Genomic DNA, 13987 nt, shown 5'->3' with positions numbered 1-13987 from the left:
GTGGAGCTGACGGACGGTGACATCGCCCTCCGCCCCATAAAGCTGCGTGACCAGCGCGCCTGGCGTGAGGTCAACCGCCGCAACCGGGACTGGCTGCGGCCCTGGGAGGCGACCATCCCGCCGCCCACCCCCAGCGGCCCGGTCACGCACCGGCCCACGTACCGGCAGATGGTCCGCCATCTGCGGGCCGAGGCCAACGCCGGGCGGATGCTGCCCTTCGTCATCGAGTACCAGGGGCGTCTGGTGGGGCAGCTCACGGTCGCGGGCATCACCTGGGGGTCGATGTGCTCGGCGCACGTCGGCTACTGGGTCGACGAGGGAGTCGCCGGACGCGGGGTGATGCCGACCGCGGTGGCACTGGCCGTCGACCACTGCTTCCGCACGGTCGGGCTGCACCGTATCGAGGTCTGTATTCGTCCCGAGAACGCTCCCAGCCGCAGGGTCGTGGAGAAACTCGGATTCCGGGAGGAGGGGATGCGTCCCCGGTACCTCCATATCGACGGTGCGTGGCGTGACCATCTGGTCTACGCGCTGACCTCCGAAGAGGCCCCGGAAGGGCTGCTGCGCCGCTGGCACCAGGCGCGTTCCCGGACCGGCCCCCGCACAGGACCGGAGCCACCGGGCCCTCCCTGGAAATGAAATGTATGTTCGATATTGGCCTCGAAGAGGTCATCTCCGGGCGCCAGGCGGCCTAATTCCTCACCCCGGACCGGGCCGCTGATCGCATCAGTCGCAAAAAAAGTTCGGAATATCAGCCAGATCGTGCGACACACCGCCCCAATTGGCGGATGGCCCTACGTGAACCCCTCTACGGTGTGAGACGTGAGCAGCAGCGGCCTCATCTACGCAGTCATCGTCGGGGCCTGGGCCGCCTACTTGGTGCCGATGTGGCTCCGTAGGCAGGACGAGCTGAACGAAGCCCGTCCGACGGAACGCTTCAGTACCGCCATCCGGTTCCTTTCCGGACGCGCGGGTATGGAGCGCCGTTACGCCAAGGACCTGCGGGCGCGCTCGACCGAGGAGGACGAGCCGTCCGCCGGACCCGGCGCCGACCCGGACGACGTCACCGACTCGGTGGACGTCCGGGCCTTCGCCATGCCTCCGGGACCCTCACGCGAGGAAGCCGCCGCCGCACGGCAGGAGGCCGCCGCGGCCCGGAAGGAAGCCGCCCGGCTGGAGGCCGTCCGCAAGGACGCCGCCCGCAGGGAAGCGGCCCGCCAGGAGGCGGGGCGGCTGGAGGCCGAGCGGGACGCGTCCGCCAGGCAGGAACGTGAGGCGTCGGCCCGCCAGGAACGTGAGGCGTCCGCGCGGCAGGAAGCCGCCCGGCAGGAACGTGACGCCACGGCCCGGCAGGAAGCCGCCCGGCACGAGGCCGCGCGCGTGTCCCGCCGCGGTGAGGTGCACGCGGACGTGCGCGACGGCAACGGCGCACGCACGCAGGACCCCGCCGCGCGTATCGGCGCACAGGGGAGCGCCGCCTCCGCGCGCGCGGAGGTGCCGATGTCGCGTCGGCGGTCCCGGAGGGACGGCGTCCCGTCCGACCAGCCGTCGGCGGAGGCCGCGAGGCGGTCGGGCAAGCAGGCGCCCGCGCGCGGGCGCCCGACCGCGGAGGCCGCCGCACGCGCGCGGCGCTCCAAGGTGCTCGCGCGACGGCGCCGGACGACCGTGATCCTGTTCCTGACGTTCACCTGTGGCGCCGTCGTCGCGGCGGTCGGCGGCCTCACCTTCCTGTGGGCGCCCGCGCTGCCCGCCGTCCTGCTCAGCTCGTACATCGCGTATCTGCGCGGCCAGGAGCGCCGGCGGTTCGCCTACGTCATGGACCGCCGCCAGGCGGAGATCGCCGCGCAGCGACTCCGGGCGCGTCAGCCCAGGCGGCGCCCGCAGCCCGAGACGTCCGTCGTGGACGAACCGGAGGGCGAGGCGGTGGGCGTATCGACCGACCCCGGTCTCTCGGCTCTCGCCGCCGACCGGCGCGCGCTCGTCGAGCAGACCGACCACGCCGAGTGGGTCGACCAGCAGCGGGAGCGCCAGCAGGGCCCGGCGCAGGGGGAGAGCTGGGACCCGGTCCCCGTGCCGCTGCCCACCTATGTGACCGCCCCCGTCGCCCCGCGGGCCACGTCGGGAGTGGACCTCGGCGCGCCGGACGCGTGGAGCTCCGCACGCTCAAGTACCGCCGAGCCGACGGCCTCGGGGACGGACCCGCAGGTCTCCCCCGGCCATGACGCGGACATCGACCCCGGCCTCGACGACGACCTGGAGGACGGCGACGAGCGCAGCGACGCCCGCCGCGCCGCCTCCGCGCGCCGGTCCCGCGAACGGGGACGCACGCCGCTCTTCGACCAGTACGAGGAGAAGGGCCGCCCGCGCGCGGCCAACGAGTAGCGGCGGGGGAGAGCATCCTCGCCTGCCGCCTGCCGCCTGCCGCCTGCCGCCTGCCGCCTGCCGCCTGCCGCCTGCCGCCTGCCGCCTGCCGCCTGCCGCCTGCCGCCTGCCGCCTGCCGCCTGCCGCCTGCCGCCTGCCGCCTGCCGCCTGCCGCCTGCCGGTGTCGGGCGCGTGGTGCCGGGGGTCTCCCCGGGGCCTCGTGCGGGTGCGGGGCGCCCGCCTCTGACCAGGCCGGGGAGGGTGCGGGAGCGGATTTCCGAGCACCGCGACGGGGATGCTAGAGTTTCACTCGTTGCAAGGGCCTGTGGCGCAGTCTGGTAGCGCACCTCGTTCGCATCGAGGGGGTCTGGGGTTCAAATCCCCACAGGTCCACGCACATGGCTGTTCCTGAGTCAGCTCGGGAATGGTTGACGGGGTCCCGTCCGGTCTTTTGATCGGGCGGGATTTCGTCGTTTCCGGGGATCTTCCTCAGTGAAGGTCGCACCGATCTGGCCGGCCGACGTGCCTGCGGTCCTGCGGCGCCGTCGCCAGCTCCGGCCCAACCGCCGGGCGATGGCCTCCAGCAGTTCATCCAGCGCCGCCCCGACCGTCCAGCCCTTCCGCCGGGCCGGCCCAACCCGGCGCACCGGGACCCCGGCGAAGCGACCCAGGTGCGGCGGATTCCGGCGCGCGGCGGGGCCGTCAGCCGCTCGACACGGCCTGACGGTCCTTCAACGCGCGGGCCTTCGCGTTCTCGATGTGCTGCCGCATCCGGTCGGCCGCGCCCTCGGCGTCCCCCGCGGTCAGCGCCTCGTGGACGGCGGTGTGCTCGCGCGCGGGTGACTCCGCGTCGGAGGAGCCGAGTTCGGTGAAGAGGCGGAAGCGCTGCACATGGCCGCTCAGCGAACGGTACGCCGACTCCAGGAAGGGGTTGGCCGACTGCTTGGCGATCAGGAAGTGGAAGCGCTCGTCGGCCGACAGATAGGCGCGTACCGACGGCGGGCCGTCCCCGGTCGCGCAGCGCCGCAACTCCTCGATGCTGTCGGCGACGTCCTGGAGGAACTCGGGGGTGGTCCGGCGGCCCGCCTCGTAGGTGAGGGTCGGTTCGAGCACCAGTCGCGCGTCCATCAGCTTGATCAGCTCGGTCTCGCTGAAGAGCGGGGCCACGCGGTAGCCCTTGAGCGCCTCGCGGCGTACCAGGCCGGTGTGTTCGAGCCGGGCGAGCGCCTCACGCAGGGGCGTCTGGCTGACGTTCAGTTCGCGGGAGAGGGCGCCGATGTTGAGCGGCCGGCCCGGTGACCACAGTCCGTCCATGAACTGCCCGAGCAGCACTTCGTACATCTGATCGGCCAACGGTTGCCGATCGGACGGGCGCGTAGCCATGCGAGTCTCCTTTGTCGCCCGATGGTAGCGCGGCCCCTCCTTCTCGATCACGCGTACGCATGAGCCCTATAGTCTTTTATGAAATCCTATACTATAGTCCAGACGCTCACTGGCCGTGCCCCCGCAGAACGCAGAGGACCCTCATGACCCAGCCCCCCAAGGAACGTGCGCTTCGTGTACTCGTGACAACGCCGTATCTGGAGCCCGGTGGCGCGGTCGACCGCATCCTGCGGGACGCCGGCCTGGACCCGGTCTTCGCCCGGCGCGCCGACCGGGAGGCCGCCGGGACCACGCTGGCGGAATGCGTCGCGGATGTGGCGGGTGTCGTCGCCGGCACCGACGCCTTCTCCGCCGAGGTCATCGAAGCGGCTCCCGCACTGAGGATCCTCAGCCGCTGCGGCGTCGGCTACGACAACATCGACGTCGAGGCGGCGACCCGGCACGGGGTCGCGGTCGCCATCACCCCGGGGACCAACCGGGTCTCCGTCGCCGAACACGTCCTGGCGCTGATGCTGAACGGCGCCCGCCGTATCCCGCAGAACCTCGCCGCCGTGCGCGGTGGCGCCTGGACGCAGGAGAGCGGCCGGGAACTGCGCGGCGCCACGCTCGGCGTCGTCGGCCTCGGCTCCATCGGCAGGACCGTCGCCCGCGCGGCACTCGCCCTCGGTATGCGCGTCGTCGCCCACGACCCCTGGCTGGACGAGGACTTCCTGACGGAGACCGGCGTCGAGGCGCTGCCCCTCGACGACGTACTGGCGGCGGCCGACTTCCTGACCCTGCACATCTCCCTGGACGAGACGACCCGGCATCTGATCGACGCCGCCGCGCTGCGCCGGATGAAGCCCGACGCGTATCTGATCAACACCGCCCGGGGCGGGGTCGTGGACGAGGACGCGCTCGCCGACGCGGTGGAGGCGGGCCGGCTGGCGGGCGCCGCGCTGGACGTGACCGAGCGGGAACCGCTGCCCGCCGACAGCAGGCTCCGCGCGCTCGACAGCGTCATCGTGACCGCGCACATCGCCGCCGCCACGGTCGAGGCCCGCGCCAGGTCCGGTGCCATGGCCGCCCGGCACGTGGTCGAACTGCTCGCCGGGCGCACCCCGGAACACCTGGTCAACCCCGACAGCGTGAGCCCCGCCACCGCCGGAGCACGCTGATGCGCGCGCCGAACGGGCTGCGCTTCGACGCCAACCTCAAGTGGCTGTTCACCGAGGTCCCCTTCGAGGAGCGGTTCGACGCCGCGGCCACCGCCGGGTTCACCGCCGTCGAGTACGCCGACCCCTACCCGTACCCGGCCGCCCGGCTGCGCCGGCGGCTCGCCGACGCGGGGCTGAGCCAGGTGCTGATCAACGCGCCGATGGGCGAGCCCGGTTCGCCGGAGCGGGCGGGCGTGGCCTGTCTGCCCGGCCACTCCGACCGGTTCCGCGCCGACCTGGAGCGCGGTCTCGACTACGCGGTCGAGCTGGGCAGCGACTTCCTGCATGTGCTGGGCGGCATACGTCCGGCCGGTGTCGGCCACGACCGCGCCTTCGCCACGTTCGTCGCCAACCTCGCCTGGGCCGTCGAACGGGCACGGGGCACGGGGGTGTGCCTCGTCCTGGAGGCACAGAACAGCCGTGACGTGCCCGGATTCCTGCTGGACACCCAGGCACGGGCCGCCGCGGTCGTGGAAGCGCTCGGCGGGGACGGGATCGGGCTGCTCCTGGACCTCTACCACGTACAGGTCCAGGAGGGCGACCTCGTCTCGACGCTGCGCGAGCGACTGCCCCTGGTCCGGCACATCCAGATCGCCGACCCGCCGGAACGCACGGAGCCGGGCAGCGGCGAGATCGCCTGGCCGCGGATCTTCGGCACACTGCTGGACGCCTCGTACCCGGGCTGGATCGGCTGCGAGTACCGCCCGGCGAACGGCACGGTGAACGGTCTCTCCTGGGTCACCGAGCACGCCGGGACGGCGTCGACCTCGGCGGCGTCAGTGGCGTCAGTGGCATCAGCGGCCTCGACGGTCTCCACGGCCTCCGCCGAGGGGGTCCGATGAGCGGCACCGCGGCGGACCGCGCTCACGCGCCCGCGGACCCCACCCGCGCACCGGCGGACAACGCCCACGCGTCGGCGGACGATCCCGTTCGCGCACCGAGGATCGCGTTGATCAGCGCCACTCCCACCGCCATGGCCCCGGCCGTCGCGGGACTGGCCGAGGAGTTCCCGGCGGCCGAGCCCTGGAGCCTGCTGGACGACCGGCTGCTGGCCGACGCGCCGCAGGACGGTCCGCTGCCCCCGGCCCTCGTGGACCGGATGCGGCGGCTGATCGGCCATGCCCTGGCCGGTGGGGCCGACGGAGTGCTGCTGACCTGCTCGTTGTACGGGTCGGTCACCGAAACGGTCGACACCCCGGTCCCGTTGCTGGCGCCCGACACCGCCGCCTTCGAGCGGGCGCTGGCGCTGTCCTCCGGGACAGGCCGGGTGCTGGTGCTCGCCTCCTTCGAGACCGCGATGCGGGACTCGGTGGCTCGCTTCTCGGCGGCATCGGCCGCATCGGAGGCATCGGCTGCTTCGGCCGCTTCGGTGGCGGCTGCCTCGGCGGGGGTCGGCTCTGCGGCGTCCGGTTCGGGGGCGGAAGTGGTCGGTGTGGTCGCGCCCGACGCCTTCGACGCGGCTCGCGAGGGGAACCTTCCCGCGCTCCGCGACGCGCTGCGCGACGCATGCCTGCCGCACCTCACCGGCGCCGACGTCGTACTGCTCGCCCAGTACTCGCTCGCACCCGCCGCCGCGTCGCTGTCCACCGCGCTCGGTGTGCCCGTCGTCTCCGGCCCGCAGGCCGCGGCCGCCGCCCTGCGCTCCGCCCTCACCGGGAGTCCCCTATGACCCAGCGCCGAAACAGTCACCACCAGGCGGACGGCACCCGCGCCGACGCGCCGCTCGGGGTCATCGCGGACGACTTCACCGGTGCGACGGACGTCGCCGTGGCGCTGCGCCGCGCCGGACTCCGCACCCTGTTGTTCTTCGGCGTGCCGGACGGTACGGGTGTGCCGGACGGTACGGAGGTGCCAGGCCGTACGGGTGGGGCGGACGGTACGGGTGCGCCGGGTCGTACGGGGGAGGGGGCGCACGGGGCCGACGCGGACCCGTTGCCCGAGCACGACGCGCTGGTCGTCGCGCTGAAGAGCCGGATGGTGCCCGCGGCCGACGCGGTCGCCTCGTCCCTGGACGCGCTGGAATGGCTGCGCGGACAGGGCGCCGGGCAGATCTACTTCAAGTTCTGCTCGACCTTCGACTCCACCCCGCGCGGCAACATCGGCCCGGTCCTGGACCGGCTGGCCGAGGCGACGGGCGCCGACACCGTGCCGCTGACCCCGAGTTCGCCGGAGCATCTGCGGACCCAGTACCAGGGCTGTCTCTTCGTGGACGGCGTCCTGCTCGGTGAGTCGCATATGCGCGACCACCCGGTGACCCCCATGACGGACTCGAACCTGCCCAGGCTGCTGCGGGCCCAGACCCGCGAACGGGTGGCCCTCATCGGGCTCGGGACGGTACGGGAGGGCGCGGCGGCGGTGCGTGACGCGCTGGCGGGCGCCGGGGCGCGCGGCGCGCGCTACGTACTGGCCGACGGTATCGACGAGAGCGATCTGCGCACGCTCGGCCGGGCCGCCCTCGGCTCACCGCTCGTCGCGGGCGCCGCCGGACTGGCCGCAGGTCTGGCGCACGCGTACGCGGAGGAGCGCGCGGGGCGTTCGCCGGGCGCGGGGCGGGTTCCGGGCGCTGGACGGCCTTCGGGTGCTGGACCCGCGCCGGGTGCTGAACGTGCGCCGGGTGCTGAACGTCCGTCGGGTGCCGGTCAGGGCGAGGCCGCCGACGGGAGGAACGCCGCCGACGGGAGCCACATCGCCGACGCCCCGGATGCCGCCGACGCCCCGGACAGCCCGCACGCCGTGGACATCTCCGGGCCGCCGGACGGACCGGCCGCCGTGCTGAGCGGGAGCTGTTCCCGCCGCACCCTGGAGCAGCTCGCGGCGCTCCTCGACGAGGGGAGGCCCGCGTACCGCCTCGACCCGGTGGCCGTATCCGATCCCGTGGCGCTCGCCGACGCCGCGCTCGCCTGGTACGACGCGCTGCCCGCGGGTGGCGGCGCGCCCGTCCTCTACTCCTCGGCCGCCCCCGAAAGGCTCCGCGAGACACAGCGGGTGCTGGGCGTGGAGCGGTCGGCGGCCCTGCTGGAGAAGGCGACAGGGCTCGTCGCGGCCGGACTGGTCGAGCGCGGGGTGCGCAGGCTGGTCGCCGCCGGGGGTGAGACGTCCGGAGCCGTCGTCGCCGCGCTCGGGGTCACCGGCGCGCGGGTCGGCGCCGAGGCCGCGCGCGGGGTGCCCTGGATCCACCCGCTGGGCGAGCGCCCCTTGGCGCTGCTGCTCAAGTCCGGCAACTTCGGCGGACCCGGCCTGCTCACCGACGCCTCCGCCTCCCGCGCGGAACGGACGGACGGCATATGAGCGGGCTGGATCACGCGGACGAGCGTGACCGCCTCATCGCCACCGCGCGGGCCGTCGCCGACCGTTCGCTGACGCATGGGAGCACGGGCAATGTCTCGGTGCGCGCCGGTGAGCACATCCTGGTGACACCCACGGGGTCGAGCCTGGCCACCGTGCGCGCCGGGGAACTGTCCGTCATCGACGCGGGCGGAGCCCACGTCCGCGGTCCCAGGCCCTCCAAGGAGGCGTTCCTGCATGCCGCGATGCTCCGCGCCAGGCCGGACGCCGGCGCCGTGGTGCACACCCACTCCACCCACGCGGCGGCCGTCTCGTGCCTGGCCCGGCTCGACCGGCGGGACGTCCTGCCGCCGCTGACCGCCTACTACGCGATGCGCGTCGGCACCCTCCCGATGCTGCCGTACTTCGCCCCCGGCGACAGCCGGATGGCCGCCGCCGTCGAGGCGTCGGCCCGGGAGCATCCCGCGCTCCTCCTGAGCAACCACGGACCGGTCGCCGCCGCGGCCGACCCGGAGCGCGCGCTGGAGACGGCCGAGGAGATCGAGGAGACGGCGAAGCTCTTCCTGCTGCTGCGCGGCGCTCCGACCCGTCCGCTGACACGGGCCCAGCGAGCCGCGCTGCGCCCCGCCTCCCACTGAACCACCCCCCCGAACACCGTGGGGACCGAGCGGACACCCCGGGACAGCCCGGAAGCACCCGTTCCCCCACCCTTGTGAAAGGACAAAGATGTCCGCGGACATACCGCACACGGTGTCGCTCTTCAGCGCGCTGGCGGTGAAGAAGGCCCTCGACGACGCCGTACTCCCGGCGTTCGGCCGGCAGACCGAAGCCGCCGTCGACATCGTCTACGATCCGACGAACGTACTGCTGCGCAGGATCGAGGAAGGCGCCCGGCCGGAGGTCATGGTCGGGGTGACCGGGGCGTTCCCGGCGCTGTGCGAGGCGGGGGTCATCGACCCGTCCTCGGTGCGGAGCATCGCCCGGGTCGGGATCGGCCTGGCCATGCCGCCCGGCGGCGAGCCGCCCGTCATCGACACGGTCGACGCGCTGATCACGGCGCTCCGCTCGGCCCGTTCGGTGGCCTACTCCCGCACCGGGGCCAGCGGGGTCCACTTCGCCGGGCTGCTGGAACGGCTCGGCATAGCGGACGAGGTCAACGCGCGGGCCACCGTCGTGGAGAAAGGTTTCACCGCGCTCGCGGTGGTCGACGGCCGGGCCGATCTGGCCGTGCAGCAGATGAGCGAGCTGCTGTTCGTGCCCGAGGCCCGGGTGGTGGGGCCGCTGCCGGACGGAGCCCAGCACTTCACCGAGCTCTCGGCGGCACTGGGCACCGCGGCCGTCGACCGGGCCGTGGCCCGCGCCCTGCACACTTTCCTCACCGGGAAGGAGGCGGGAGATGCCTACCGAAGAGCCGGACTGGAAGCGCTGCCACTGGACTGAGCCGCACACGTGCATCCCGTCGTCCTCGGCCGTCCAGCCGTACACGGCGATCCCGCCGTACACGGCCGGGGGCACGCCCTCCCCTCCCTGTGCCGGCTGTAGGAGGAGACGCCGATGAACGCGATATTCGCACTGGTCGCCTTCATCGGGGCCATCATCGTGTGGAACGTAGGGGTCAAGCGCAACATCGGCGAAGCCATGGTCATCGGCTTCCTCGTCAGTGCCGCGTTCGCCGGCACGGACGCGCCGCGCGTGATCTGGGAGAGCCTCGTCGAGGGGCTGAAGTCGGAGATCACCTTCGCCGCCCTGGCCTTCGTCTTCGTCAGCGAACTGCTGACGAGGACAGGGCTCGTGCAGCGGATGATCGACATCCTCAGCTCGATGCTCGGCCGCCGCGAGGGCGGCTCCGCCTACGCGGCGACGGTCTCGGCCGGTCTCTTCGGCGCCGTCGCGCACAACGGCGCGGCGATCGTGGCCACCATCGGTTCCATCACCATCCCCTGGATGAAGCGCTCCAAGGCGAGCGGTGAGACCGCGGCACTGGTCCTCGCCGGGAACGCGGGCGTCGGCGCCACCTTCCCGTTCAGCGGGGCCTTCTTCATCCTGCTGGCGGCGCCGACCGTACTGCCGGTCCTCAAGGCGCAGGACGTCGTCGGCACGATCTTCGTCGTGGGCGCCTGGATGGTCGCGATGCGGCTGGTCATCGCCTACGTCATCGTCAAACGGCGGGGCGTGGGCGCGATGGCGCCGGAGGACATCCATCCGCTCCGGCGGTCCTTCGCGGCCGGCTGGACCTCGCTGATCGTCCTGGCCGCCATCGCGGTGCCGATCGTCCTGACCGCGTCCCCGACCAGCGATCTCATCGGCGACCGGCTGGGCGGACTGGACGTCTCCGACGCCGTGCCGCTGCTGGTGTGGCTGCCGGTGGTGATGCTGCTCGCCGGACTGGTGGTCGAGCGGCGGTCGCTGCCGCGCGGCGGCGGGGAGTGGTGGACACTGCTGGCGGAGATCAGTCCTAAACTCGGGCTGATCGGCGTCACGATGGTGTCGGCCTTCGCCGCCTCCAATGTGCTGAACACCCTGGGCATCGGCGAACAGCTCGCCCCCTATATGGAGCGACTGGAGGGCGTGCCGCAGATCGTCGCGGCACTCGTCGTCGGACTCGTCGTGGTGATCGTCGCGGGCCCCCTCAACACGACCTCCACCCTCGCGGCCGTCGGGCCCGTCGCCTTCGCCGCCCTGCTGGCGGCCGACGTTCCGCCGTACATCGCCTTCGCCGCCATCATCGTGTGGGCCTCGTCCGAGGGCTGCTCGCCACCGGGCGCCGCACCGCTGTACGTGGCCGCGGGCATCGCCTCCATCAACCCGGTGCGGATCTTCGTCCCGGTCACGCTCTACTACCTCGTGCCCTCCTACCTCATGGGCGTGCTGATGGTGGTGGGAGCGATATGGATACCCGGATGAGGAGTACCAGGATGTACACGATCTGCCTGAACGTCTCCCGTGCCCTCGTCGCGCTCTTCCTGATCGGCGGAATCGTGGTGGTCGTGGGCCAGACGGTGGCCATGGCCGTCGGCTCCGCGGCCATGATGACGAGCTTCGGCTCCGACGTCGCCGACATCGTCTGCGTCCTGGCCGGACTGGCCGGCCTCTTCTCCTTCCTGCTGCTCTACACGGCGGAGGGCAAGGAGAAGGCGGGCGAGTGGGAGGAGTGACGGGTCCGGGCACACCCGGGCCCTGACCAGGGGGAGGGGCGGGGCGGCCCGTTGGGACCGCCCCGCCGCGCGGGGTTCCCTGTGCGGGTCGCCTTCGCTCGCGCCGCCGGGTTTCCTGTGCTGGACGTAGTTGTTTCCTGTGCGGGTCGGACGGGGGTGCGCAGTTCCCCGCGCCCCTGGATGCTGCCCCCTTGCGGCCGCTTCTCGGGTGCGGGTCCGCCCTCGTCTTTTGCGCAGTTCCCCGCGCCCCTTCGGGGGCGCCCAACTGGGGCTGCCGATCAGTCTGCGGGCTGTCAGCAACCGGGGCCGGGGTTGAACCATCCTCCTCGTGCGGGCGCGCTGCTGCGGGAGGGGGTGGGCGGGAATCTCTGCCCGCAGACTCCGATGCTCTTCAGTCGGGCAAGGGGGACGTCGTGCCGAGCGTGTCGGATCGAGGACGGAGAATCCCGACCGGCACCGACCCGAAGAACAAGCCGGACGCGCCCCAAAGGGGCGCGGGGAACTGCGCGAAAACGACGAGCGACGGCACAGGGACAGGTGCGTCCAGCCGGACGGACCTCAGAAGCGCAAGCGAAGGCGACCCGCAGAAAACCGCGAAACCACCGAACGACGGCACAGCAACGAAGTACGCCCACCCGGGCAGACCTCGGAAGCGCAAGCGAAGGCGACCCGCTACGGGACCAGCGTCTTGGCGTAGCAGCGGCTGAGATCGCTGTCGCGGTAGTAGCCGAACTTGTCGCAGGGCGCATAGCCGCTGGACTCGTACAGGGCGATGGCCTCCGGCTGCTCGGTGCCCGTCTCCAGGACCATGCGGGTACGGCCGGCCGCGCGTGCATCGGACTCCAGCGAGGCGAGGATGCGGCGGGCCAGCCCGAGACCACGGGCCTCGGGCGTCACGTACATGCGCTTGATCTCGGCGTCGCCGTCCGCGTAGCCGTGACCGTTCGCCTCCTGGCGGCGCCAGCCGCCCGTGGCCAGGGCGGTACCGTTCTCGTCGTACGCGATCAGGTAGATACCGACCGGTGGATCGAACATCGTGGGGTCCAGCGGGGTGATGTCGCCTTCGTCGCCGTAGCGCTCCGCGTACTCGCGCTGCACGCGGCCGTTGAGCTTCACGGCGTCCGTGTGACCGAAGGAGACGGTTCGTATATTCATGCGAGTTATCGTACTTCTATGCAGGGTCACGGAAGTCTGGGTGACCGGTGGCCGGTGGCGGACGCCCGCCATGGGTGGGGCGGGACCTCTGCCAGTGTGCCGGTAGCCTGCCGGAAAGCTCACTGTGACCTCGGACAACCTGTTCGACGCCTCGGGTCGCGTGTGATGTCGAGGAGATCGTTTTGCTGACTGTGACCTCTGTGAACGTGAACGGTCTGCGGGCCGCGGCGAAGAAGGGCTTCGTCGAGTGGCTCGCGGACACGTCCGCCGATGTGCTCTGCCTCCAGGAGGTCCGGGCCGAGCCGGAGCAGCTGCCGGACACGGTCCGGGCACCGGACGGCTGGCACACCGTGCACGCCCCCGCCGCGGCCAAGGGACGTGCCGGGGTGTCCCTGATGACCCGCAGGGAGCCCGACGCGGTGCGTGTCGGCTTCGGCTCGACGGAGTTCGACGGCAGTGGCCGCTATGTGGAGGCGGACCTGCCCGGGGTCACCGTCGCCAGCCTGTATCTGCCCTCAGGTGAGGTCGGCACCGAACGGCAGGACGAGAAGGTGCGCTTCATGGACGCGTTCCTGTCCTATGTGAAGGAGCTCAGGGAGCGGGCGGCGGCGGACGGCAGGGAGGTCCTTGTCTGCGGTGACTGGAACATCGCCCACCGTGAGGCCGACCTCAAGAACTGGCGCAGCAACAAGAAGAACTCCGGCTTCCTGCCCGAGGAACGCGCCTGGGTCGACCGTGTCCTCGACGCCCAGGACGGCGGCTACGTGGACGTCTTCCGGCGGCTGCACCCCGAGGTCGAAGGGCCCTACTCCTGGTGGTCGTACCGGGGGAAGGCGTTCGACAACGACAGCGGCTGGCGTATCGACTACCACATGGCGACCCCCGCACTCGCGGAACGCGCGCTCAAGGCAACTGTGGAGCGCGCCGCCAGCTACGACCTGCGCTGGTCGGACCACGCACCTGTCACCGTCGTGTACGGCGCCTGAGCCGGGCGGGTCCACTCACCTCTGGGTCTTGTCACGCAGGTCACCCCAGGCCTTGGCCCGCGTGTGGCTTGCGGGGACGCCAGGCCGGGCCTGGGCCGGAAGGCCGTCCCACGCGCGGGGACGGGTCAGATGTCGTAGTTCTGGTCGACGTGGTCCTCCGCCTCCTGGACGGCGCGCTCGGTCTCCGGGTCGTCGACCTTGTGGGACGTGCGGGACGGCCGGGGCGCTGTGCGGGCTCGTCGTGCCTTCGCCTTGCGCGCGTCCTTGGCGATGCGTTCACTCTTGTCGTCGAACTGGTCCTTGAGGCCCATGGTGGGTCACTCCCGTATCGAGGTCAGGCTCTCCCGGGACATGTCCCAGCCTTTCACCGGCCGACCCTCGGTGCATGTCGACCGGTGAACGGAGCCTTGACGGTGACGCTGCGGGATCGGACGACGGTGACTACGAGGGTGCAGCGACTGATGA

General features: G+C 72.2%; 14 protein-coding genes and 1 tRNA gene. 12 read left to right on the top strand and 3 right to left on the bottom strand.

From position 1 onward, the window contains the following. Positions 1–6: 6 nt before the first annotated feature. The 3 genes from OG711_RS16595 (at position 7) to OG711_RS16585 (ending at position 2755) form a co-directional block, all read left to right on the top strand. Positions 7–639, top strand: a complete 633-nt coding sequence (locus tag OG711_RS16595; protein ID WP_405674892.1) for a GNAT family N-acetyltransferase — start codon at positions 7–9, stop codon at positions 637–639. A gap of 183 nt (positions 640–822) precedes the next feature. Then, positions 823–2382 carry a hypothetical protein gene (locus OG711_RS16590; RefSeq protein WP_329559608.1) on the top strand — a complete coding sequence of 520 codons (1560 nt, stop codon included), beginning with the start codon at positions 823–825 and terminating at the stop codon, positions 2380–2382. Between the two features lie 299 nt (positions 2383–2681). Further along, positions 2682–2755: transfer RNA gene (locus tag OG711_RS16585), tRNA-Ala, on the top strand. 309 nt (positions 2756–3064) lie between these two features. Here the strand turns inward: OG711_RS16585 and OG711_RS16580 are convergent. Next, positions 3065–3745, bottom strand: coding sequence for a GntR family transcriptional regulator (locus OG711_RS16580; RefSeq protein WP_329559607.1), 681 nt, complete (start codon positions 3743–3745; stop codon positions 3065–3067). Between the two features lie 143 nt (positions 3746–3888). Here OG711_RS16580 and OG711_RS16575 point away from each other — a divergent pair, with 143 nt between their 5' ends. From OG711_RS16575 to OG711_RS16540, 8 genes are all read left to right on the top strand, one after another. Further along, positions 3889–4902: a phosphoglycerate dehydrogenase gene (locus tag OG711_RS16575; RefSeq protein ID WP_329559606.1), complete on the top strand. Its 1014-nt coding sequence runs from the start codon at positions 3889–3891 to the stop codon at positions 4900–4902. Further along, complete coding sequence (locus tag OG711_RS16570) at positions 4902–5783, top strand: hydroxypyruvate isomerase family protein (protein ID WP_329559605.1); 882 nt, start codon at positions 4902–4904, stop codon at positions 5781–5783. The genes OG711_RS16575 and OG711_RS16570 overlap by 1 nt, the downstream gene beginning before the upstream one ends. Continuing rightward, positions 5780–6610, top strand: coding sequence for a hypothetical protein (locus tag OG711_RS16565; protein WP_329559604.1), 831 nt, complete (start codon positions 5780–5782; stop codon positions 6608–6610). The genes OG711_RS16570 and OG711_RS16565 overlap by 4 nt, the downstream gene beginning before the upstream one ends. After that, a complete protein-coding gene (locus OG711_RS16560; protein ID WP_329559603.1) occupies positions 6607–8229 on the top strand; it encodes a four-carbon acid sugar kinase family protein in 1623 nt (540 codons plus the stop codon). Before OG711_RS16565 ends, OG711_RS16560 begins: the two co-directional genes overlap by 4 nt. After that, a complete protein-coding gene (locus tag OG711_RS16555; RefSeq protein ID WP_073783718.1) occupies positions 8226–8864 on the top strand; it encodes a class II aldolase/adducin family protein in 639 nt (212 codons plus the stop codon). The genes OG711_RS16560 and OG711_RS16555 overlap by 4 nt, the downstream gene beginning before the upstream one ends. A gap of 88 nt (positions 8865–8952) precedes the next feature. Next, complete coding sequence (locus OG711_RS16550) at positions 8953–9666, top strand: substrate-binding domain-containing protein (protein WP_329559602.1); 714 nt, start codon at positions 8953–8955, stop codon at positions 9664–9666. A 114-nt stretch (positions 9667–9780) separates the two neighbouring features. Then, positions 9781–11130: a TRAP transporter large permease subunit gene (locus tag OG711_RS16545; RefSeq protein ID WP_073783722.1), complete on the top strand. Its 1350-nt coding sequence runs from the start codon at positions 9781–9783 to the stop codon at positions 11128–11130. Then, positions 11127–11381 (top strand): hypothetical protein, encoded by a 255-nt coding sequence (locus OG711_RS16540; protein WP_218623229.1) that lies wholly within the window; start codon positions 11127–11129, stop codon positions 11379–11381. Before OG711_RS16545 ends, OG711_RS16540 begins: the two co-directional genes overlap by 4 nt. A 672-nt stretch (positions 11382–12053) precedes the next feature. Here OG711_RS16540 and OG711_RS16535 read toward each other — a convergent pair. Beyond that, positions 12054–12536 (bottom strand): GNAT family N-acetyltransferase, encoded by a 483-nt coding sequence (locus tag OG711_RS16535; RefSeq protein ID WP_329559601.1) that lies wholly within the window; start codon positions 12534–12536, stop codon positions 12054–12056. Positions 12537–12718: 182 nt separating this feature from the next. Here OG711_RS16535 and OG711_RS16530 point away from each other — a divergent pair, with 182 nt between their 5' ends. Beyond that, complete coding sequence (locus OG711_RS16530; protein ID WP_329559600.1) at positions 12719–13522, top strand: exodeoxyribonuclease III; 804 nt, start codon at positions 12719–12721, stop codon at positions 13520–13522. A gap of 125 nt (positions 13523–13647) precedes the next feature. Here the strand turns inward: OG711_RS16530 and OG711_RS16525 are convergent, their stop codons facing one another. After that, positions 13648–13833 carry a hypothetical protein gene (locus tag OG711_RS16525; protein WP_073783730.1) on the bottom strand — a complete coding sequence of 62 codons (186 nt, stop codon included), beginning with the start codon at positions 13831–13833 and terminating at the stop codon, positions 13648–13650. Positions 13834–13987: the final 154 nt, after the last annotated feature.

The sequence above is a fragment of the Streptomyces uncialis genome (assembly GCF_036250755.1).
Classification (GTDB): domain Bacteria; phylum Actinomycetota; class Actinomycetes; order Streptomycetales; family Streptomycetaceae; genus Streptomyces; species Streptomyces uncialis.
This window is presented reverse-complemented; position numbering and strand designations above follow the sequence as displayed.

Bases quoted from the DNA above. Each gene is read 5' to 3' on its own strand.
- OG711_RS16580 (WP_329559607.1), bottom strand. From the start codon at position 3,745: ATGGCTACGCGCCCGTCCGATCGGCAACCGTTGGCCGATCAGATGTAC.
- OG711_RS16575 (WP_329559606.1), top strand. From the start codon at position 3,889: ATGACCCAGCCCCCCAAGGAACGTGCGCTTCGTGTACTCGTGACAACG.
- OG711_RS16570 (WP_329559605.1), top strand. From the start codon at position 4,902: ATGCGCGCGCCGAACGGGCTGCGCTTCGACGCCAACCTCAAGTGGCTG.
- OG711_RS16565 (WP_329559604.1), top strand. From the start codon at position 5,780: ATGAGCGGCACCGCGGCGGACCGCGCTCACGCGCCCGCGGACCCCACC.
- OG711_RS16560 (WP_329559603.1), top strand. From the start codon at position 6,607: ATGACCCAGCGCCGAAACAGTCACCACCAGGCGGACGGCACCCGCGCC.
- OG711_RS16555 (WP_073783718.1), top strand. From the start codon at position 8,226: ATGAGCGGGCTGGATCACGCGGACGAGCGTGACCGCCTCATCGCCACC.
- OG711_RS16550 (WP_329559602.1), top strand. From the start codon at position 8,953: ATGTCCGCGGACATACCGCACACGGTGTCGCTCTTCAGCGCGCTGGCG.
- OG711_RS16545 (WP_073783722.1), top strand. From the start codon at position 9,781: ATGAACGCGATATTCGCACTGGTCGCCTTCATCGGGGCCATCATCGTG.
- OG711_RS16540 (WP_218623229.1), top strand. From the start codon at position 11,127: ATGAGGAGTACCAGGATGTACACGATCTGCCTGAACGTCTCCCGTGCC.
- OG711_RS16535 (WP_329559601.1), bottom strand. From the start codon at position 12,536: ATGAATATACGAACCGTCTCCTTCGGTCACACGGACGCCGTGAAGCTC.
- OG711_RS16525 (WP_073783730.1), bottom strand. From the start codon at position 13,833: ATGGGCCTCAAGGACCAGTTCGACGACAAGAGTGAACGCATCGCCAAG.